This window comes from Rhizobium sp. L43, assembly GCF_002531725.1.
In the GTDB taxonomy this organism is placed as follows: domain Bacteria; phylum Pseudomonadota; class Alphaproteobacteria; order Rhizobiales; family Rhizobiaceae; genus Rhizobium.
The window spans coordinates 78,808-97,115 of record NZ_NWSQ01000022.1; the positions used below are offsets into that span (position 1 = coordinate 78,808).

At 61.5% G+C, this 18,308-nt stretch carries 18 protein-coding genes and 1 pseudogene; 6 read left to right on the plus strand and 13 right to left on the minus strand.

What is annotated here, in order from left to right; translation table 11 throughout:
• Positions 1-106: 106 nt before the first annotated feature.
• The 11 genes and pseudogenes from CO667_RS25655 to CO667_RS25705 all read right to left on the minus strand — a co-directional run bounded on the left by CO667_RS25655 (position 107) and on the right by CO667_RS25705 (position 9,428).
• Positions 107-733 carry a class I SAM-dependent methyltransferase gene (locus CO667_RS25655; protein WP_097621097.1) on the minus strand — a complete coding sequence of 209 codons (627 nt, stop codon included), beginning with the start codon at positions 731-733 and terminating at the stop codon, positions 107-109.
• A 188-nt stretch (positions 734-921) separates the two neighbouring features.
• On the minus strand, positions 922-2,031 hold the full coding sequence (locus CO667_RS25660) for a sulfite oxidase (protein ID WP_097621138.1): 1,110 nt from the start codon (positions 2,029-2,031) through the stop codon (positions 922-924).
• A gap of 208 nt (positions 2,032-2,239) precedes the next feature.
• Positions 2,240-2,911, minus strand: coding sequence for a DUF938 domain-containing protein (locus CO667_RS25665; RefSeq protein ID WP_097621098.1), 672 nt, complete (start codon positions 2,909-2,911; stop codon positions 2,240-2,242).
• A gap of 335 nt (positions 2,912-3,246) precedes the next feature.
• Positions 3,247-3,750: an SRPBCC family protein gene (locus CO667_RS25670; protein WP_097621099.1), complete on the minus strand. Its 504-nt coding sequence runs from the start codon at positions 3,748-3,750 to the stop codon at positions 3,247-3,249.
• Positions 3,734-3,838, minus strand: a pseudogene (locus tag CO667_RS36385) (ArsR family transcriptional regulator); the annotation flags it as partial. The gene CO667_RS25670 and the pseudogene CO667_RS36385, both read right to left, overlap by 17 nt.
• Positions 3,839-3,858: 20 nt before the next feature.
• A complete protein-coding gene (locus CO667_RS25680) occupies positions 3,859-4,659 on the minus strand; it encodes an SMP-30/gluconolactonase/LRE family protein (protein ID WP_097621100.1) in 801 nt (266 codons plus the stop codon).
• Between the two features lie 155 nt (positions 4,660-4,814).
• Positions 4,815-5,336, minus strand: a complete 522-nt coding sequence (locus tag CO667_RS25685; protein ID WP_280953247.1) for a CDP-alcohol phosphatidyltransferase family protein — start codon at positions 5,334-5,336, stop codon at positions 4,815-4,817.
• Between the two features lie 201 nt (positions 5,337-5,537).
• Positions 5,538-6,539 carry an NADP-dependent oxidoreductase gene (locus tag CO667_RS25690; RefSeq protein WP_097621101.1) on the minus strand — a complete coding sequence of 334 codons (1,002 nt, stop codon included), beginning with the start codon at positions 6,537-6,539 and terminating at the stop codon, positions 5,538-5,540.
• A gap of 147 nt (positions 6,540-6,686) precedes the next feature.
• Complete coding sequence (locus tag CO667_RS25695; RefSeq protein WP_097621102.1) at positions 6,687-7,268, minus strand: TetR/AcrR family transcriptional regulator; 582 nt, start codon at positions 7,266-7,268, stop codon at positions 6,687-6,689.
• Between the two features lie 202 nt (positions 7,269-7,470).
• Positions 7,471-8,457: an MDR family oxidoreductase gene (locus CO667_RS25700; RefSeq protein ID WP_097621103.1), complete on the minus strand. Its 987-nt coding sequence runs from the start codon at positions 8,455-8,457 to the stop codon at positions 7,471-7,473.
• 155 nt (positions 8,458-8,612) lie between these two features.
• On the minus strand, positions 8,613-9,428 hold the full coding sequence (locus CO667_RS25705) for an oxidoreductase (RefSeq protein WP_097621104.1): 816 nt from the start codon (positions 9,426-9,428) through the stop codon (positions 8,613-8,615).
• Between the two features lie 307 nt (positions 9,429-9,735).
• Between CO667_RS25705 and CO667_RS25710 the strand changes: the two genes are divergently transcribed.
• Together CO667_RS25710 and CO667_RS25715 are read left to right on the plus strand one after the other, a co-directional pair.
• On the plus strand, positions 9,736-10,542 hold the full coding sequence (locus CO667_RS25710) for a class I SAM-dependent methyltransferase (RefSeq protein ID WP_097621105.1): 807 nt from the start codon (positions 9,736-9,738) through the stop codon (positions 10,540-10,542).
• Positions 10,543-10,787: 245 nt separating this feature from the next.
• Complete coding sequence (locus tag CO667_RS25715; protein WP_097621106.1) at positions 10,788-11,264, plus strand: NUDIX domain-containing protein; 477 nt, start codon at positions 10,788-10,790, stop codon at positions 11,262-11,264.
• A 104-nt stretch (positions 11,265-11,368) separates the two neighbouring features.
• Here CO667_RS25715 and CO667_RS25720 read toward each other — a convergent pair whose 3' ends face one another.
• Positions 11,369-11,854: a MarR family transcriptional regulator gene (locus tag CO667_RS25720; RefSeq protein ID WP_097621107.1), complete on the minus strand. Its 486-nt coding sequence runs from the start codon at positions 11,852-11,854 to the stop codon at positions 11,369-11,371.
• Positions 11,855-12,052: 198 nt separating this feature from the next.
• Here CO667_RS25720 and CO667_RS25725 point away from each other — a divergent pair, with 198 nt between their 5' ends.
• Genes CO667_RS25725 through CO667_RS25740 form a run of 4 tightly spaced genes read left to right on the plus strand, consistent with a single transcriptional unit; the run spans position 12,053 to position 17,122 of the window.
• Positions 12,053-13,639: an AMP-binding protein gene (locus CO667_RS25725; protein WP_097621108.1), complete on the plus strand. Its 1,587-nt coding sequence runs from the start codon at positions 12,053-12,055 to the stop codon at positions 13,637-13,639.
• A gap of 42 nt (positions 13,640-13,681) precedes the next feature.
• A complete protein-coding gene (locus tag CO667_RS25730; RefSeq protein WP_097621109.1) occupies positions 13,682-14,503 on the plus strand; it encodes a p-hydroxycinnamoyl CoA hydratase/lyase in 822 nt (273 codons plus the stop codon).
• Positions 14,504-14,533: 30 nt separating this feature from the next.
• Positions 14,534-15,658: an NAD(P)-dependent alcohol dehydrogenase gene (locus tag CO667_RS25735; protein WP_097621110.1), complete on the plus strand. Its 1,125-nt coding sequence runs from the start codon at positions 14,534-14,536 to the stop codon at positions 15,656-15,658.
• A gap of 21 nt (positions 15,659-15,679) precedes the next feature.
• Entirely contained in the window at positions 15,680-17,122 is a 1,443-nt protein-coding gene (locus CO667_RS25740) for a coniferyl aldehyde dehydrogenase (protein WP_097621111.1), read from the plus strand.
• A 52-nt stretch (positions 17,123-17,174) separates the two neighbouring features.
• Here the strand turns inward: CO667_RS25740 and ugpC are convergent, their stop codons facing one another.
• Entirely contained in the window at positions 17,175-18,242 is a 1,068-nt protein-coding gene (gene ugpC, locus CO667_RS25745) for a sn-glycerol-3-phosphate ABC transporter ATP-binding protein UgpC (protein WP_097621112.1), read from the minus strand.
• Positions 18,243-18,308 lie beyond the last annotated feature (66 nt).

Genomic DNA, 18,308 nt, shown 5'->3' on the forward strand with positions numbered 1-18,308 from the left:
ATCGGCCATAGAGGCGATCTTGCCTTCGCCCGCAAGCAGACATTGCGGCGACCACCTAAAGTTCATAGTCGCGCCACAACCGGCCATTCCCGCCGGTCTGTGTGCGTCACGCCCGACTCGCCCGAACGCTCAGCCACCGATCATGGGGCTTTCCGACGCACCGACGTACCTCGCTGACGATCCAGCCGGCGTCTGTGAGTGCGGACCGCAGGGGAGACTCGCGCCAGTACGTCTCGACGTAGCGCCGCGGCGCCGCAGGACTGCCGTGTGTGGACACATCTTCGCCGTCGCCCTCTCTAACCGAGGCGTGCAGTTGGCCGCCGGTCCGGGTCGCCTCGGCAAGCTTTCCAAGCACCGTGCCGAAATCCTCGCGCGCGACGTGAATCAGGCAGGCACAGGCCCAGATCCCGTCGTACGGCGTGCCGGGACGCTGCGGGTCGGCCAAGTCTTCGGTCAGCGGGTCCAATAGGTCGGCCTCGAAGCCACTCTCGCGAAGCAGTTCGACGAAACCCTTCGAAATGTCGGTGCGCCGGACGCTCATGCCCCGCTTCTCAAGCTCAAGTGCATCGCGCCCGCCGCCGCTTCCGATCTCCAGCACCCTGCCGGAGCCACCCAGCTCGGTCACGAACACATCGATCTCTGTCGCGACCCATTCGGGCATCGCCGCGGCCTCTGCAGCATAGTCAGCCGCGACCGCATCATAAGACCGCACGGTATCCCGGTCGGTGCCCATCCTAGCGCTCCTCCTTCACGACAAGAGGCTCGATGAGCGAGATGCCCATCAGCCCGTTGCGCCCTTCATACTCGGGCAGTTGGTGACATCGCGGGCGATTTGCTTCCTGCTTTAGCAGAAATGCGATCAGAGACACCGCCGACCGATTGCCAATGCTGCCGGGCGGCAATGCGGCCCGGTGCGGGTGATTAGATCACGAATTCCTCCGCGTATGTCTGTGGCTCGGGAACGACCGTAACCTCCACCGGAACGATCCAATTGGCCGCGTAGCTCTCGCAGTCGGAACGCTGGAGGTCGGGCTGCACGCACCCCGCCCCATCGGTCGCGCGGCATCGCAGTGTATATGGCCCCACGTCTTCAGGGGTCCACATGTACTCCCACAGGCGCCATGCAAAGGGACGTTCTGTTTCGAGGAGCCTCGCCTCGCGCCAGCCCCTGCCATCTCCGGTGCAGACCTGCACCTGCCGGATAGCAGCCTCTCCGCCCCAGGCGGCTCCGAAAATCCGGTACGGCTGGCCGGCGACGAGACGCGCCCCCTGGACGGGACGCGCGATCTGCGCTTTGACCTCCATCTCCGCAAGGGGGACCAGCCTGGGTTCCCCGAGGTTGCGCTCCCAACGGAAATAGTCGCGCGCCTGCCAGTAGCCAAGGAACGGTTGCTCCACAACCGTGATATCCGTGATCCACTTGACCCAAGCCATGCCGAACCAGCCACCCACGACCGCACGCAGCGGGTAGCCGTGATCGCGCGTCAACGGCTCCTCGTTCATCGAATAGGCAAGGATCGTGCTGTCAGCGATGGCCTTCTCAAGCGGTAAGCTGCGCGCAAAGGCTATGGGGCCGGGAGAAGCCGTTTTCTTGTTCGCGTCGACGACGCCGCTGTCGGCGCCTGCGAGCAGAACCTCACAGGCGGTTCGCTTAACGCCCGCCATTTCCAAAATCTCGCGCAGAAGAACACCTGTCCACGCGGCATTGCCGACGGCTCCGTTCTGCCACTGCAACCCCTCCCTCGGCGGCACATAGTAGACGCGCCCGTTGCCTGCGCACTCGACGACGGCTGATAAAGTCGTGCTCCGCATCGCCTTGATGCTGTCGAGGTCAAGTTCGATCGGCCGCTCCACCGCCCCGCCAACGCGCAATCTCCAGTCTCGCGCATCGAGGTCCGGCGACGGGAAATGGTTTCGCACGAAGAACTGCTCGGTTGGGATCAGCCAATCGGAGAGCGACGAAAACGGAAACTCGATATTCGGTGGGGATTTTTGTCGCACTATCAGACTGAGTTGCTGCGGTGTCGGCATCGTCCTCGTCTCCCCTTTCAAGAACACAACGTCGGCTTTCACGTGCGAATTCCGGTTCGATCACACGGCTCCCCGCAGTGCGTCTATCGCATTTCGCCTTCGGGCCGCATTCTAGCACATACCGCACGTTCCTCGAATCGACCTCGAACGGCAGCAAGGGGGCCGAATGCTGCTATGGGTCCACGTCTCTTTCGCGCCCGCTTGTCGTTCAGGCACTACCGCTGGAGAAGACCAACAACATATTGTTGGTAGGCATCTCGATCGTCTCGCGGAGATTAAGTCCAGCGGTCTCACCCACCTGTTCAAGTTCAGCGATATCACGCACACCCCAGGATGGGTTGCGCTCCTTTAGAGCCGCGTCGAAAGCAGCGTTCGAGGGGGCGTTGTGTGCCCCGTCGCGCATGAACGGGCCGTAGAGAACAAGAAGCCCACCAGCGTGAAGCAAACGGCCAGCTCCTGCGAACAATCCTAAGCTTGCCGCCCATGGCGCGATATGGATCATATTGATCGACACGATGGCGTCAAAATGCCCCGTTTGTTCGACGCCCCATTGTCCTGAGCACACATCAATATCCCGCGGTACCAGCACATTCTTCAGCCCTGCGAATTTGATCCAGCTAGACGTGCTGGTGCGGGCGTCGGCATCCGGATCGCTCGGCTGCCAGGTGAGGTTGGGCATTGCTCCCGCAAAGCACACGGCGTGCTCGCCGGTCCCGCATCCAATCTCCAGCACGGCGCCACGTGTTGGAAGTACACGTTTTAGGACCGCGACGATCGGCGCCGAATTTCGCGCAACGGAAGGTGAGAACATGCGCTGGTCGGCGCTTATGTCGCGCTGTTCCAGCGCAACAGGCGAACGGTCCTTCTTCTCTGGGGGCATTGGCCTTGAATCCCCTTGGGGCGATGTCTCCCACCTTATAGCTGAAATGATGGGACTGAAACCTAGGATTTCGGACTTACGAAAGGGGTCGCCGGCGCGTGCGTTCGGCCGAGGGCGACCGGACGTCCACTTCGCGTCAGATCACGCGCCCGCCAGGCTCAAGGTCTGCTTTCGAAAATCGGAGCCCGGAAGCCGACCGACGGCTTTCGGCCCCTAAGCGGACTTTTTTCGTTGTCGAAGGATAAGCCCGCTTTGCGCCCCGCTCCGGCCAGAAAGGCCGGTGGAGTCACCCCCGAAGAGCAGACGTTCCCCCGAGGCGAGTTTCTCGACCCGCGCTACTCGCCTATGCTGGAAAGCAATTCGTCGAGCTGTTCCAACTGCTCCGGCAATGCGGCCGCCGAGCCCTGTAGTGCTTCCTCAAGCGCCTCCTTGGACGGATAGACCTCGTGGAAATTCACGAGTGTCCTCCCGCCTTGGTCCTCGAAGGTCACGGTCGTGATCGCGCCCTCTTCGCCCTCGTCGTTGGTCCAGACGATGCGCTCGTTCGGCACCACCTCGAGATACTTGCCATAGAAGGCCATGGTGTCCGAACCGCCGGCGCCGAATTCCAGCCGATATTTGCAGCCGGTACGGACGTCCATATCGCACGATACGAGCGAAACGCCGGATGCCGATTTTGGCACCCACCAGCGCTGGAACAGCTCGGGCTGGCTCCACGCCCTGTAAACCGTGCTCGGCGGCGCATTGAATGTCCGCGTTACGACGAGTTCGCGATCCCCTCTGCGCTCGACTGACGTGCGATTCTCAGCACCACCTGCACTGTCAACTTGCTGATTCATCACTTCCCTCCCGTTTCATTTCGCTGATGATTTCATCCAATGCTTCGAAGCGGGCCTCGAAGAGCTTGCGATGCGCCTCGATTGTGTCCCGATGCGGCTAGATGCCGACTAGCCGTGAGGCCATCCCGCCCCGGCTGTCTCGACCTCGACGGACAAGAGCTGGCCAGTTCCGCCCATCTGGTCCATCTTGTCCATCCCGAACCATTTGGCGGCAGTTATGTAGAGGGTGGTTCGATCAGGTCCGCCCAGCATGCAGGCGAATGCGCCGCGATCGACCTTCACTTCATCGAGCAGCTCGCCGCCTTCACGAACCCTGCGGCAGTAAGCATTGGGTACGTCGGCGTACCAGATCGCGCCTTCAGCGTCGAAGCATATGCCATCGGGCGGCCCGGGAAGATCGGCCCAAACCCTTCGATTGGAAAGTTGCCCGTTGGCGGCGACGTCAAACGATGTCAGCCGTTTCGCCCAGCTTTCGGCGCAAACCAGTGTGCGCCCGTCCGGAGAGAGAGCCATTCCGTTCGGAAACTGAAAGCCTTCCGCTTGTGTTTCGACCGTCCCGTCTGGATGTATCAGCAGGATCGCGGGTCCGTTGACGTAGATACAGCCTTGCGGATCGATCACGATCTCGTTCCAGCCATCCGCTCCCAATTCGGCGAACTCTTCAAGTCCGGAGCCGTTGAACCGCAGCAAATGCGATGCCCCGGACGCGATGACGTACATGTCGCCCTGTGGTCCGAAGTCGAATGACAGGGGCGGGGCTTTCGCGGTTGTCGCGACCCTGACAGTTCCGTGCTCGCTCAAGGTGAGGATTTCGCCGCTTGTCCAATCCGCGAACCACAGCTCGCCGTCATGCCATCGTGGGCATTCGACCAGCCCCCGGTCTTCCAACCGAACCTTTGTCCTGTTCATTTCGGCCTCCCATCGTTCTGCGCCTTGGCCCGTCGAATGGAGCCACGTTGTAAAGACGATTAAGCGAAGTCAATGCCGACACTTGTCCGGCGAAAAAGGGCAATCACGGCCGCATCGCGCGTACCAGCGGCGTTGACGTCCGGACAACGTTTGGATCAGCCGCGAAAGTGGGGCCGTTCCACCGCGGCGAACATGTGTGGCGCATCCTGATCGACACCCCCGCGCAGAATGAAAATCACCTGTTCGAGTCTGCTGAGCCCGACGACGGTCGCAGCCAGTGGAATCAAGGCTTCCCATTCCGTGAGACAAAGCAACGGCCAGAACGCGAATAGCAAAAGTGCGCCGGCCTTCGCCGACCAAAAATGGAACATCAGCAGGCGTCGAGTCAGCAGCCACGAAACGAGCAGATAGATCACCGGGCCGCCGAACAGGACTGCCAACGCAACGCCGTGGCGGGATGCGAGGCCGGGGTATGACGAGAGTAGAAAAAGCAGAATGGCGACGGAGAAGATGTTGTCGACGATGGCGTCAAGGCGGGCACGGTATTCGGACGCTCGCTTTGTCGGTCGGGCGAGCCATCCATCGACGAGGTCGGTCATGGACGCAATCAAGTAGAGGACAGGCGCCGGCCCAGCATACCCGTAGCCCAGGAGCAGCAATCGAGATGGAAATGGCACCCGTCGTCACCAGCCCCGATTCCAAAATCGCCTGAAGCATGATTCAAGACTTCCTTTTAGGAGGATGCTTTGGCTCGTGGAGACCTGACCGATTCAGAGTGGCGCACAATTGAGACGCTGTTACCTGCGGAGCATGGAAGGAAATCCCGACCCGCGTACCCGCGGAAGGATTGCTGCCTCTGCACTACCGTCAAAGCGACACTACTGGACCTTGATCACAACCTTGCCCTTCACACGACCCGTCTCGACATAGGCCAAAGCCTCGGGCGTTTGGTTGAAGGGGAAAATCTTGTCCACGACGGGGCGCAAGGCCCCACTGTCGATCAACTCGGCGATCTGTTCGAGTTGCCGACCATTGGCCCGCATGAACAGGAAAGAATACTGAACACTACGGCTCTTCGCCTTCTTGCGCACGCTGCGGCTCAACAGCCGGACGACAAGCTTCAAGAGCGCGTTCAGACCAAGATTTTTGGCGAACGCCGGGTCCGGCGGGCCTGAAATGGAGACGAAATGGCCGCCCGGCTTCAGGACGTTGAGTGACTTCGCAAGCGTCTTCGGATCCTGGCTGTTCAGGACCACGTCATAGCCGGAGAGAACTTTCTCGAAGTCCTGGCTCTTGTAGTCGATCACCACATCGGCGCCGAGGCTTTTGACAAGAGCGGCATTTTTCGCACTCGTCGTCGTCGCGACCGTTGCGCCCAAATGCTTGGCGAGCTGGATCGCGATCGTACCGACGCCGCCCGAACCCGCCTGAATGAAGACTTTCTGGCTCGGCTTCACCTTCGCGATATCGACGAGGGCCTGCCACGCCGTCAGCGCGACTAGTGGGATGGACGACGCTTCTTCCATATCGAGCGTACGGGGTTTCAGTGCTGCATCATCTTGGTGGATGGCGATCAATTCCGCAAATGTGCCGACGCGGTGGTCCCTCGGCCGTGCATAGATCTCGTCGCCGACCTTGAAGCGGTTGACACCGGAGCCGACCTTGACGACAGTCCCGGCGACATCATGGCCAAGCACGAAGGGCGGACGGTAAGGCAGGAAGATCTTGAAAGCGCCGTCCCTGACCTTGGAATCGAGCGGGTTGACGGATGTGGCATGGACGCGCACGAGGACGTCGGCGTTCTGAACCTGCGGATCCGGCAGTTCGGCAAGGCGCAGCGCGCCCTTCTTCTTGTACTTGTTGACGACATAGGCTTTCACTGGAAATCTCCGGTCTGTTGGTTCGTTGCTGGCAAGGTTTTGATTCGCCGCGCAGCGGCAAAGTTCAGGTATTGTCGGAGTCAATGACGCCAAGTGGGACTCCGTCCGAACACTTATAGAGAGCGCGCTCTTGTATGGATTTCAGGCTCAAGAGGCCGGTGAGTGCGTAAGACCCGCCAAGGCGCGTAAGGCGTTCTTTCCAGCCTGCAGAATGCGGCCCGATACTTCATTATTGACCGCCCGTGCCAGTTGGAGCGTCCCGATCAGTGTCGCAAAAAATGCGTATGCCACGTCCTCCCTCGCTTCGACATCTGCTGGAAGCGCTTCGGCAAGCAGAAGCACAAGGATGCGGGACTGTTCGGCATACATGCCGCGCGTCTCCTCCGGCTGCCGCGCAAGCTCCGGCAGCAGAGCTGCGGAGGCGCAGCCCAGTCCCGGATTGTCCCGGTGTTCTGGCGAGAGGTAGAAGTCGATCACGCCGTCGAGCCCCCCTTCGTCCAACACCGCGCGCAGCCATACTGCTTGCTTGCTCAGGGCATCAGACAACGTTTCCCGGACGAGATCGGCTTTCGAGGGAAAGTGGGGATAGAAGGCGCCATTGGTCAGACCGGCATCCTTCATGATCGTCGCAAGACCCGAGCCCGCAATTCCATCCGTGCGAAACCGCTCGATAGCGACATCGATGATCCTCCGGCGTGACGTGTCTTTTCGGCCTTTTTCGTATCGCATGAGGCGCTCTTCAAATCTTCATTGAATTACGATCATAATATCACGGGGTGAGCACAATACAACTGCCCAATTGGCACCGCTGCGGCCGCACACGTCGTGCGCGGAGCGGCTGCGAAACCGCTTGGAGTCTCCCTGGTTCCGGCTAGACCGGGAAGACTCCTGCTTCTTGAGTGATCGCGTGCTCCGCTTTTCCCTGACAACCCTATAGATTGACGTCGACGACCGTGCGGCCCTGAACGTGCCCGCCCAAAATGCTCTCGGCGACGTCAGGGACCTGCGCCAGACCGATGACTGTTGTGGTGCGCGCGAGCTTTGCGAGATCCAGATCGCGGGCGAGACGCGCCCAGGCTTCCAAACGCACCACCTGAGGCGCATTGACCGAGTCGATGCCGGCAAGTGTGATGTTGCGCAGAATGAACGGGAGCACCGTGGCAGGAAGGTCGCGGCCCTGGGCAAGGCCGCAGGTGGTCACGACGCCACGATACTTCGTCTGTGCCAGGACGTTTGCTAGCGTGTGACTGCCGACGCTGTCGATTGCGCCGGCCCAGCGTTCGGCCGCAACGGGGGCTCCTGGTTCCGACAGTGTGTTCCGATCTATGATCTCTGCCGCTCCGAGCTCCCGCAGATAGGCTGTTTCCTCAAGTCGGCCCGTGGAGGCGATGACGCGGTATCCGAGCCCCGAGAGCAGTGCAACGGCGATCGATCCGACGCCGCCATTGGCTCCCGTAACGAGGATATCACCTTTATCAGGCGTGATCCCGCCATGTTCGAGTGCCAGCACAGACAGCATGGCTGTGTAGCCAGCAGTGCCGATGGCCATCGCATCCTTCGTGGAGAGCGATTCGGACAGCTTCACAAGCCAGTTGCCACTCAACCGGGCCTTCTGAGCATAGCCGCCATGATGGGTCTGGCTCAGCCCCCAGCCGTTGGCAACCACCCGGTCGCCAACCTTGAAATCAGGATGTGAGGACGCTTCCACCGTTCCGGCGAGATCGATGCCGGGAACGAGTGGAAAGGTCTGGATCACCGGCAGCCGTCCGGTCACGGCCATCCCGTCCTTGTAGTTCACGGTCGAGTAATCGACGGCGACCGTTACGTCGCCGTCCATCAGATCGGCCTCGGTCAGGTCTACGATTTTTGTGGAGAGCGTATCGCCATCCTTGGAGGCGAGCAAAGCTTTGAACGTCATTGTCTTCTTCCTGTCGAGTTTTAGGGTGTGGCGATGCAGATTATCCGGCGACGCGATAGCGTTCGGCGGGATGCTGCTGGCGGGTGTTGGGAAGCATGGCCAGGGCGAGCCGCCTGATACGCATCCCACTGCGTTGCGTCGGGAAGCGGGGATAGTTAGGCCGGCAGGCGGAACTGCTGGCGCAAGGCCTTGTCGAACAAACTCGCAGGCATGAGACGCCGCAGGAGGCTGATCTGCCACGCGACCTTGCCGACGGTGTAACGTTGCCGATGGCGCTTGGCGGTGGCCGCCAAAAGCACTGCGCCCGCCACGTCCTCGGGCGTATCAGCCGTTAGCTTCGACTTCTCGTAAAAGTTATGCACCCAGGCACGCCCCGCGTCATACTCCTTCATCTTGGAATCCGGTTCCAGCGAGCTGTGGTCGAAACTGCCTTGGACGGTCCCCGGCTCGATCAGCGAGACGCGGATGTTGAAGCCGCGGATTTCGTGGTCGAGCGACTCCGAATAGCCTTCGAGTGCGTACTTGCTCGCTGCGTAATGCGCCGAGTACGGTGCCGGCACGAACCCCAGCGCCGAACTGAGGTTGACGATGCGCCCCTCTCCCCGACGCCGCATCGAAGGCAGCACGGCGCTCGTCATCCGCATGACACCGAACAGGTTGACGTCGAACAGGCTCTGAACCTGAGCAACGGAGGACTCTTCGGCCCCACCAAACATACCCAAGCCAGCGTTGTTGACGAGAACGTCGATACGTCCGGTGCGTGAGAGCACTGTCGAAACGAGTGATGCCACAGAGGCTTCATCCGTCACGTCACAAGCCAGCATAGAGACCTGGCCCGAGCTCTCGTTACTCGGCTTGCGGCTCGTGCCGAAGACTGTGAAGCCGGCTCGTGCCAAGGCCTCGGCACTCGCGCGACCGATACCGGACGATGCTCCCGTTACGAGGGCGGTCTTTTTGGAATTTAAGGTCATTACTGTCTCCAAACCGCTGAGTTTTCACCAGTGGCGCACTATTGCATTACGATCACTTATACATATTACGGTCGTAATGCAATGACGAAAATAGCAAACAGTGAGGATGCATTACGAAAAGGGCCGAAAGGACAGCTACAGATGCGGCATGGTTGCCAAAGCCAGTGTGATTTCAGGCGGCCCGCTGTGTCATATTTTCTTGAGAAGCATTAACAAGGTTCCGCTGGATTGCCCGGTGTGACGGCGATACGCGCGACCCGAATGGCCGTGTTACGGTCCATTCTTGATCGAGAGAGGATGGCAAGCCATGGAAGCCGCAGAACTACGATATAATTGGGCCGATCCCGACGTCTACGAGACATTCATAGGGCGCTGGAGCGAACATCTGGCAAGCCCATTTCTCACGCGTGCCAATATTGCTCCGGGCAGTCGCGTGCTCGATGTAGCATGTGGGACAGGTGTGTTGTCGAAAGCACTGGCCGAGGCGGGAGCGCATGTGATCGGTGTTGACGCATCGGAGGGATACCTGGAAGGAGCCCGCCGTCGACGATCCCACCCCAATATCGCATATGAACACGGCGATGTCCGGCACATGCGGTTCGACACTAACTTTTTCGATGCGGCCGTTTCCACGCTGGCCCTGGACGTTATCCCGGAAATTGAACAGGTAGTTGCCGAGATGAAGCGCGTGACCCGTCCAGGCGGCGTGGTCGCGTCCGCCGTTACTCAGTTCTTGGGCGGCATGCCCGCCTTCGATCTCGTCATTAACACCGGCGCCGTGCTTGAGACCGACTTCGCTAGGCTCAGATCTATGCGGGCGGGGCGCCAGCTCTTCTGGCCTAATGGTCAGGCGACGTTGTGGCGGAAGATCGGCCTCGTCGACGTGACGGAGATTCCCTTTGTCGTGGATTGTGAGTATGCGTCCTTCGCGGATTATTGGGCTACGTTCACCGACGGCCCAGGCAGCACCACAAGCATATTGATGGCACTTTCGGACGACGCCCGTGGTTCGATCGAACAGCATGTTCGTGCCGGGTATCTGGTTGGCTTGCCCGATGGACCCCGATCATTTCCCATGATGTTCCGTATGGTGCATGGCTTGGTCCCAGCCTGATCCTGGCGAGCATGCAATGGGCGAGAGCTCGGTGTGGGCCGTTCTCAGACCTTAGCCCCGCGGGTTGATCATCAGTTGTCGTTCCTCGGCAGCCAAGAGCTGCCAGGCCGCTTTCGGCCCCGGAGCAGACTTTCATTGGGCAATCAGTGCTTCCGGTTGGCGCCGGAAGCGGACGTTGTGCGCGTTGCGGAATTTCCTGTTAAGCCAACCGACAACGCAAAGGATCATTTTGGAGGAGAGGGCGAATGGCCGAAATTCCAATCCGTTGTTTTGCTGTATCGGTCGTCGTCATCCGCGAGAGAATGGCTGGATATGAGGTGCTGCTTTTACGCCGAAATCACACGCTGGTAGGTGAGTGGTGCCAAGTGGCCGGCGGGATCGAGGACGGCGAGAAGGCCTGGGAAGCTGCGTTGCGAGAGGTCCGTGAAGAGACAGGCCTGATCTGCGACTTTCTCTATTCCGCAGATATCTGCGAGCAATTTTATGAGGCTGATCGCAATGCCATCAGCATGCTGCCCGTGTTCGTCGGTGTTGTGGATGCCGAGCAGACAGTTTTTATCAACGATGAACACAGCGAATTTCAGTGGGTATCGTTCGCAGAGGCCATGGAGATGGTGCCGTTCGCTGGGCAGCGCCATGTTCTCAAACACGTCGAGGCGGAATTCGTGAATCGGCAGCCCATTGGGCATCTTCTCATCCATGAGATGTCGCGGAAAATTTAAGTTTCTTCGAAGCCTATGACCGGGTTGAGCCGGGAGCGCTCATGATGCTTCTCTGCTGCAAGTGGGTCTGAACCCGGGCCCGCCGGGAAACGCGAAAACGGGTTTCAGTTCCCCTTATATATCCGCTTCAGCGCCGCCAGCAGCGCATCCATCTCATCGCGCGAAAACAGCTCGATGAAACGCTGCTCGTGCGTGTCGATCAGCTTGCGCGCCTGTGCGAGCATAACGCGTCCCGCCTCGGTCAGATAAAGTTCTTGGCGGCGACGGTCTGCCTGGGAAGGCCGGCGCTCGATCAGGTCGCGGGCTGCCAGGCGGTTGACGAGGGCCATCATGGTCGCGCGGTCGGTGCCGAGCGTATTGGCCAGGTCGATCTGCGATGCGCCGGTATTGACCGCAAGCAGCTCCATCACCGCGAGCTGTTTCTGCGTCAGCGCCAGCGCCTCCATGGTGTCGGCGAAGTCGCGATAGATCGCGACATGCGCCATGCGCAGATGAAAGCCCAGGAGATCGCCGAGCCGGCCGACGTCGAGCGGCGTCGTTGCCGGCGCCTCTTCGCCCTCGACATCGTCCTGCGGTGCTTTCTTGGTCATTGTTCGTCTCGCCTGGTTCAGGCGCCATAACCATCAAAATCAGCGGGTTAGTCAATATCGCCGGCCTCGATTTCTCCCGCGCCCGTGCGAATGAGCGGATTGCCGCAAACGGCTCTTGCATCTCCGAAAAAAGATATTAGTATGTGTTGCATACAAATTTGGTGCCTGTTGTGGGAGCGACGGGCATGGGAGGAAATAATGGCGCGTTCCTTTTCCGGGGTGGCTTCGTCGGCAGATTGCGGACTGGTGAAGGATGATCCGATCCTCTACCGCGCCGGCGTCGCACCGGATCGTCAGGCTCTGTTCGAGATCGCGACCGGCCGGCAGCTCACCTATGCCGAGCTCGATGCGCGGATCGCCCGCTGCGCCGGCCTCCTGACCGGTGTGCTCGGCGCGCGGCGGGATGGGGCGCGGGTCGCCATGCTGGCGCGCAACGCCATGGATTCGATCGTGCTTGCCTTTGCCTGCCAGCGCGCCGGCGCCATCTACGTGCCGCTCAACTGGCGCCTCAACGCCGCCGAGCTTCGGCCGATCCTTGCCGATTGCACGCCGGCGCTCCTGGTCCACGACGAGGAGTTCTCGGCTGATGTGGCGCGCCTTGCGGGCGCCGATTCCGAAATGCTGGTGATCTCGACATCGGGCGGTCCGGCCGGGCTCGCTGCCCGGATCGAGGCGAGCCTTCCGGCCGGGCCGGTGGCCGCCGATGCCGATGGAGCCTGCGTCCTTCTCTACACGTCGGGCACGACGGGACAGCCGAAGGGCGTCGTCATCACCCGCCGCAATGCCTTCTTTGCCGCCGTCAATTTTTCCGTGGTCGGCGAGATCGGGCCGAGATCCGTCGCCCTGTGCGACCTGCCGTTCTTCCACACGATCGGGCTGATTGCGGTAGCGCGAACCACATTGATGCTGGGCGGCACGCTTGTCGTCTCCGATCGCTTCACGCCGGCGCGCACGCTTGCGGCCCTTGCCGACCGGCAGCGCGCCATCACCCATTATTTCGCCGTACCGCAGATCGCGCTCGCCTTGCGTGGCGATGCCGCCTATAGCGCCGCGGCTCTTTCCGGCCTGCATGCGCTCTTCGTCGGCGGCGCGCCGCTGACGCAGGCGCTGATCGAAAGCTATCTCGACGACGGTGTTGCGCTGGTCAACGGCTATGGCATGAGCGAGGCAGGAACGGTGCTGCATGTGCCGATCGATCGGCGCGCCGTGCAGGACAATCCCGGCAGCGTCGGTCTTCCCGCGCCACTGCTCGACATTTGCATCGTCGATGAGGACGGCCGCGAGGTTGATGAAGGTGAGATCGGCGAACTCTGGCTGCGCGGTCCGGCGGTGACGCCGGGCTACTGGAACAAACCTCAGGAAACCGCTGCCGCCTTCACCGATGGTTGGTACCGCACCGGCGATCTCGGCCGACGCGAAGCCAACGGCTTCTATCGCATCGTCGACCGGCTGAAGGACATGTATATCAGCGGCGGCGAGAATGTTTACCCCGCCGAGGTTGAAGCAGCACTCGCAAGCCATCCCGATATTCTCGATGCCGCGGTCGTCGGCATTCCCGACATCCGATGGGGCGAATGCGGCATCGCCTATGTCGTGCTGCGGCCGGGTGCTGTGGCGACGGGCGATGAGATCGCCGGCCATTGCGCGGCAAGGCTCGCCGCCTTCAAACGTCCGGCCCGCATCCTCTTCGTCGAGACCATTCCTCGCACCGCCTCCGGCAAGGTGCAGAAACATGTTCTGCGCCAGCTGCATTCCGACGAAACCCTTCAACGACAGACTTTGTGAAGCGGCCCCCGCCTTTCACCACGAAACCAATGGAGTACTCCTATGACTGACATCCAATCCCCCGTTCTGGTCGACTTCGACAACGGCATCGCCTTCGTGACCCTCAACCGTCCGGAAAAGCGCAACGCGATGAACCCGGCGCTGAATGCCCGAATGCTCGAAGTGCTCGACGAACTCGAGGGCGACGAGCGCTGCCGCGTGCTCGTTCTGCGCGGCGCCGGGCAATCCTGGTCGGCCGGCATGGATCTCAAGGAATATTTCCGCGACAATGACGACAAGCCGCGTGATGCCACGCTGAAGGCACGGCGGCAGTCCGGCAACTGGTGGGGCCGGCTGATGTATTTCGAAAAGCCGACGATCGCCATGGTCAACGGCTGGTGCTTCGGCGGCGCCTTCACGCCGCTGGTTTCCTGCGATCTCGCCATCGCTGCCGAGGAGGCGAATTTCGGGCTCTCCGAGATCAATTGGGGCATTCTGCCTGGTGGTAACGTCACCCGCGCGGTCGCCGAGGTGATGCGCCACCGCGACGCCCTCTATTACATCATGACCGGCGAATTGTTCGGCGGGCGCAAGGCCGCCGAAATGGGTCTGGTCAACGAGGCCGTGCCGCTCGCCGAGCTTGAAGGCCGGGTCCGCAAGATCTGCGCCAGCCTGCTCGAAAAGAACCCGGTGACGCTGAAGGCGGCCAAGGACACCTACAAGCGGGTGCGCAACCTGCCATGGGATCTCGCCGACGATTACATCTACGCCAAGCTGGAGCAGATGCTGTTTCTCGACAAGACCAAGGGGCGCGACGAGGGGCTGAAGCAGTTCCTCGACGACAAGACCTATCAGCCGGGGCTCGGCGCCTACAAACGCGGCTGAGACGCGATTGATCATCGGGAGGAGGAAGCAATGAAAATCCATGCCGCGGTGGCGCGTGCGCCGCATATGCCGTTTTCGCTGGAAAGGCTCGATCTGGAGGAGCCGCGCGAGGGGGAAGTCCTGGTTCGCGTCGTCGCAACCGGGGTTTGCCACACCGATATCGTCATGCGCGACCAGCATCTGCCGGTGCCGCAGCCGGTCGTGCTTGGCCACGAAGGCGCCGGCATCGTCGAGCGTGTCGGGCCGGGTGTCGCCAAGGTGGCGCCCGGCGATCACGTGGTCATGACCTTCAATTCCTGCGGACATTGCCCGAGCTGCAACGATCACGAGGAGACCTATTGCCACGAATTCTTCCCGCGCAACTTCTTCGGTGCGCGCGCCGATGGTTCGAGCGGGATCTCCTGCGAGGGAGAGCGGGTTCACGGCAATATTTTCGGGCAATCCTCTTTCGCCAGCCATGCGCTGTGCCATGAACGCAATATCGTGAAAGTGCCCAGGGATGCCGATCTGGCGCTGCTCGGACCGCTTGCCTGCGGCATCCAGACCGGTGCCGGCGCGGTCATGAATGCGCTCAAGGTCGAACCGGGAAAGGTGCTCGCGGTCTTCGGCATGGGCTCCGTCGGTCTTGCCGCCGTGATGGCGGCACGGGTCGTCGGCGCTTCCAGGATCATCGCCGTCGACGTCAACGAGACGCGGCTGGCGCTTGCGGCGGAACTCGGCGCGACCGACATCGTCAATGGCACGGCGGGAAAGGGGGGCAAGACGAGCGACGCCGTCGCCGCGATCATGGCGCTGACCGGCGCCGGCGTCGATTATGCGATCGATGCCTCCGGCGTGCCCGCCGTCATCGATCAATGCGTGCGTGTACTGGCGCCGCGCGGCACTTGCGGCATCGTCGGGGCCTCGCCCCATGGCGCGACGCTGACGCTCGACCTCACCCATATCCTGTCCGGCGGGCGCCGGGTGCGCGGCATCGTCGAGGGCGATTCCAATCCCGACGTGCTGATCCCGCTGCTGATCGACCTGCATCGGCAGGGTCGCTTCCCCTTCGACCGGCTCATCACCTTCTATGATTTCGCCGACATCAACCAGGCGGTGGAGGATTCGGAAAAGGGCATCGTGCTGAAACCGGTCGTGCGCCAGCCGGCCGTCTGACACCGTTCAAGGGAGGAAACAATGAACACCGTCACCCCCATCGCCACCGATACCAGTGCCGATGTCATGAAGGCGCTGCTCGACCGGCAAAGGGCGTCTTTCCTGAGGGAAGGGCCGCCGAGCATCGACACCCGTACCGATCGCATCGACCGCGTCATCGCCCTTCTCGTCGACCATAAGGATGCGATCGCCGCTGCCCTGTCGGACGATTTCGGCAGCCGCAGCGTCGAGGCGAGCCTGCTTCTCGACGTCTTCACCTGCGTCGGTTCGCTCAAATATGCCAGGGCCCATCTTGCCGAATGGCTGAAGCCGGAAGAGCACGAGGCGTTGTTTCCGGATGCGGTCGCCAAAGTGGTCTATCAGCCGAAAGGCGTTGTGGGAATCCTGAGCCCGTGGAACTTCCCCTATCAGCTCGCCCTTGCGCCGCTTGCCGGCATTCTCGCCGCCGGCAACCGCGCCATGATCAAGCCGTCGGAGGTGACGCCGGCATCGGCCGCCTTGATGGCGCAACTCATCGCCGGCGCCTTCGACGAAACCGAAATTGCCGTCATCCAGGGCGGACCGGCGACAGGCACGGCCTTTACATCGCTGGCCTTCGATCATCTGATCTTCACCGGCGGAACCGCGATCGCCCATCATGTCATGCGCGCGGCGGCGGAAAACCTGACGCCGCTGACGCTGGAACTCGGCGGCAAGTCGCCCGTCATCGTCGGCCGCTCGGCAGATCTCGCGGACGCGGCGCGCCGCGTAATGACGGTCAAGACGCTGAATGCCGGCCAGATCTGCCTGGCGCCGGATCATGTCTATGTGCCCGAGGAAAGCGTCGAAGCCTTTGCCGGACATGCGGTCGCGGCGGTCGGCGCGATGTATCCGGCGCTGAAGGAAAATCCCGATTACACCTCGATCGTCAATGCCCGCCATCACGCCCGCGTCCAGGGCCTGATCGACGATGCCAGGGCCAAGGGCGCTCGTGTCGTCGAGATCAACCCGGCGGCGGAGAATTTCTCGCAGCAATCGGCCCACCGCATTCCTCCGACCCTGATCCTCGACCCCACCGAAGACATGCGTGTACTGCAGGAGGAAATTTTCGGGCCGGTGCTGCCGGTCATTGCCTATCGCGATATCGCCGACGTCATCGACCGGATCAATGCGAGGCCGCGCCCGCTTGCTCTCTATTACTTCAGCCAGGATGGTGACGAGGAGCGCCGTGTCCTCGACAATACGACCTCCGGCGGGGTGACGGTCAACGACTGCATGAGCCATGTCACGGCCGAAGGCCTGCCCTTCGGCGGCGTCGGCCATTCGGGCATGGGGGCCTATCACGGCAAATTCGGCTTCCTCGCCTTCTCGCATCCGCGCGCCGTCTATCACCAGAGCAAGATGGTGGAAGCGGAGTATATGATGCGGCCGCCCTATGGCGAGGCGATGCGCGGCTTTCTGGCCGCGGCGATCTGCAAGTCGTGACAGAGCAGAGAAGCGCCGGCATCGCAGAGTTGCGGTGCCGAGGCGCCGCGGCTCAATCGAGCCGCAGCGTCTTGCCCGACCCGGCATCAAATAGGTGGAGCTTGTCGGTACGAGGAGCGACCGTTACGACTTGTCCCGGCTCAAACTCGTGGCGTTCCGAGAACACCGCGACAAGCTCGCCGGCCCCGTAGCGCAGGAACACCATGGTTTCATGGCCGGTGGGTTCGGTGACGCTGACCGTCGCCTTCAAGCCACTTGCGGCCAGCGACAGATGTTCGGGTCGAACGCCGAGCAGGACGGCCTGGCCGTCTGCTGCATCAGGTGTGAAACCAAGGGCGATCTCCTCGCCGGTCTCCGTGACGAAGATCGCGCCATCGGCCCTGTACCGGCCTTTCAGCAGGTTCATCGACGGCGAGCCGATGAACGTTGCCACAAATGTGTTGTTGGGACGGTCGTAAAGTTTCAGCGGTGTGCCGATCTGTTCGACCTTGCCTCCTTGCATCACCACAATCTTGTCGGCCATGGTCATGGCCTCGACCTGGTCATGGGTAACATAGATGGTCGTGGTTCTCAGCCGCTGGTGGAGTTCCTTGATCTCCTTGCGCATCTGAACGCGCAGCTTGGCATCGAGGTTCGACAAAGGCTCGTCGAACAGGAACACTTGCGGCGATCTGACGATGGCTCGGCCCATCGCCACGCGCTGCCGCTGGCCGCCCGACAGCTGGCGCGGATAACGGTCCAGATAGGGCACGAGGTCGAGGGTTTCGGCCGCCGCCTGCAGGCGCTGTTTGATGACCTCGGCCGGCTGTTTCTGCAGGCGCAGCGCAAAGACCATGTTTTCGGCAACGGTCTTGTGCGGATAGAGCGCATAGCTCTGGAAGACCATGGCGATATCGCGGTCCTTCGGCGGCAGATTGTTGACGACCTTGTCGCCGATCGAAATGGTGCCGCCGGTGATGCTTTCCAGCCCCGCCACCATGCGCAGCAGGGTGGATTTGCCGCAACCGGACGGGCCGACAAGCACCACAAACTCGCCGTCGCGAATTTCTATATCCACGCCATGCAGGACATTGACGGCGCCGTAAGCCTTCCGCGCCCCTGAAATATTGACCTCAGCCATGTGCCTCCCACTTGCATCAGGCGCCCCCGAGCTGCCTCAAGGGTCATGCATGTCTTGCCGTGTGTT

Coding starts and splice junctions, on each gene's coding strand:
- CO667_RS25655 (WP_097621097.1), bottom strand. CDS start 733: ATGGGCACCGACCGGGATACCGTGCGGTCTTATGATGCGGTCGCGGCT.
- CO667_RS25710 (WP_097621105.1), top strand. CDS start 9,736: ATGGAAGCCGCAGAACTACGATATAATTGGGCCGATCCCGACGTCTAC.
- CO667_RS25730 (WP_097621109.1), top strand. CDS start 13,682: ATGACTGACATCCAATCCCCCGTTCTGGTCGACTTCGACAACGGCATC.
- CO667_RS25680 (WP_097621100.1), bottom strand. CDS start 4,659: ATGAACAGGACAAAGGTTCGGTTGGAAGACCGGGGGCTGGTCGAATGC.
- CO667_RS25670 (WP_097621099.1), bottom strand. CDS start 3,750: ATGAATCAGCAAGTTGACAGTGCAGGTGGTGCTGAGAATCGCACGTCA.
- ugpC (WP_097621112.1), bottom strand. CDS start 18,242: ATGGCTGAGGTCAATATTTCAGGGGCGCGGAAGGCTTACGGCGCCGTC.
- CO667_RS25715 (WP_097621106.1), top strand. CDS start 10,788: ATGGCCGAAATTCCAATCCGTTGTTTTGCTGTATCGGTCGTCGTCATC.
- CO667_RS25700 (WP_097621103.1), bottom strand. CDS start 8,457: ATGACGTTCAAAGCTTTGCTCGCCTCCAAGGATGGCGATACGCTCTCC.
- CO667_RS25695 (WP_097621102.1), bottom strand. CDS start 7,268: ATGCGATACGAAAAAGGCCGAAAAGACACGTCACGCCGGAGGATCATC.
- CO667_RS25725 (WP_097621108.1), top strand. CDS start 12,053: ATGGCGCGTTCCTTTTCCGGGGTGGCTTCGTCGGCAGATTGCGGACTG.
- CO667_RS25665 (WP_097621098.1), bottom strand. CDS start 2,911: ATGCCCCCAGAGAAGAAGGACCGTTCGCCTGTTGCGCTGGAACAGCGC.
- CO667_RS25720 (WP_097621107.1), bottom strand. CDS start 11,854: ATGACCAAGAAAGCACCGCAGGACGATGTCGAGGGCGAAGAGGCGCCG.
- CO667_RS25660 (WP_097621138.1), bottom strand. CDS start 2,031: ATGCCGACACCGCAGCAACTCAGTCTGATAGTGCGACAAAAATCCCCA.
- CO667_RS25740 (WP_097621111.1), top strand. CDS start 15,680: ATGAACACCGTCACCCCCATCGCCACCGATACCAGTGCCGATGTCATG.
- CO667_RS25705 (WP_097621104.1), bottom strand. CDS start 9,428: ATGACCTTAAATTCCAAAAAGACCGCCCTCGTAACGGGAGCATCGTCC.
- CO667_RS25735 (WP_097621110.1), top strand. CDS start 14,534: ATGAAAATCCATGCCGCGGTGGCGCGTGCGCCGCATATGCCGTTTTCG.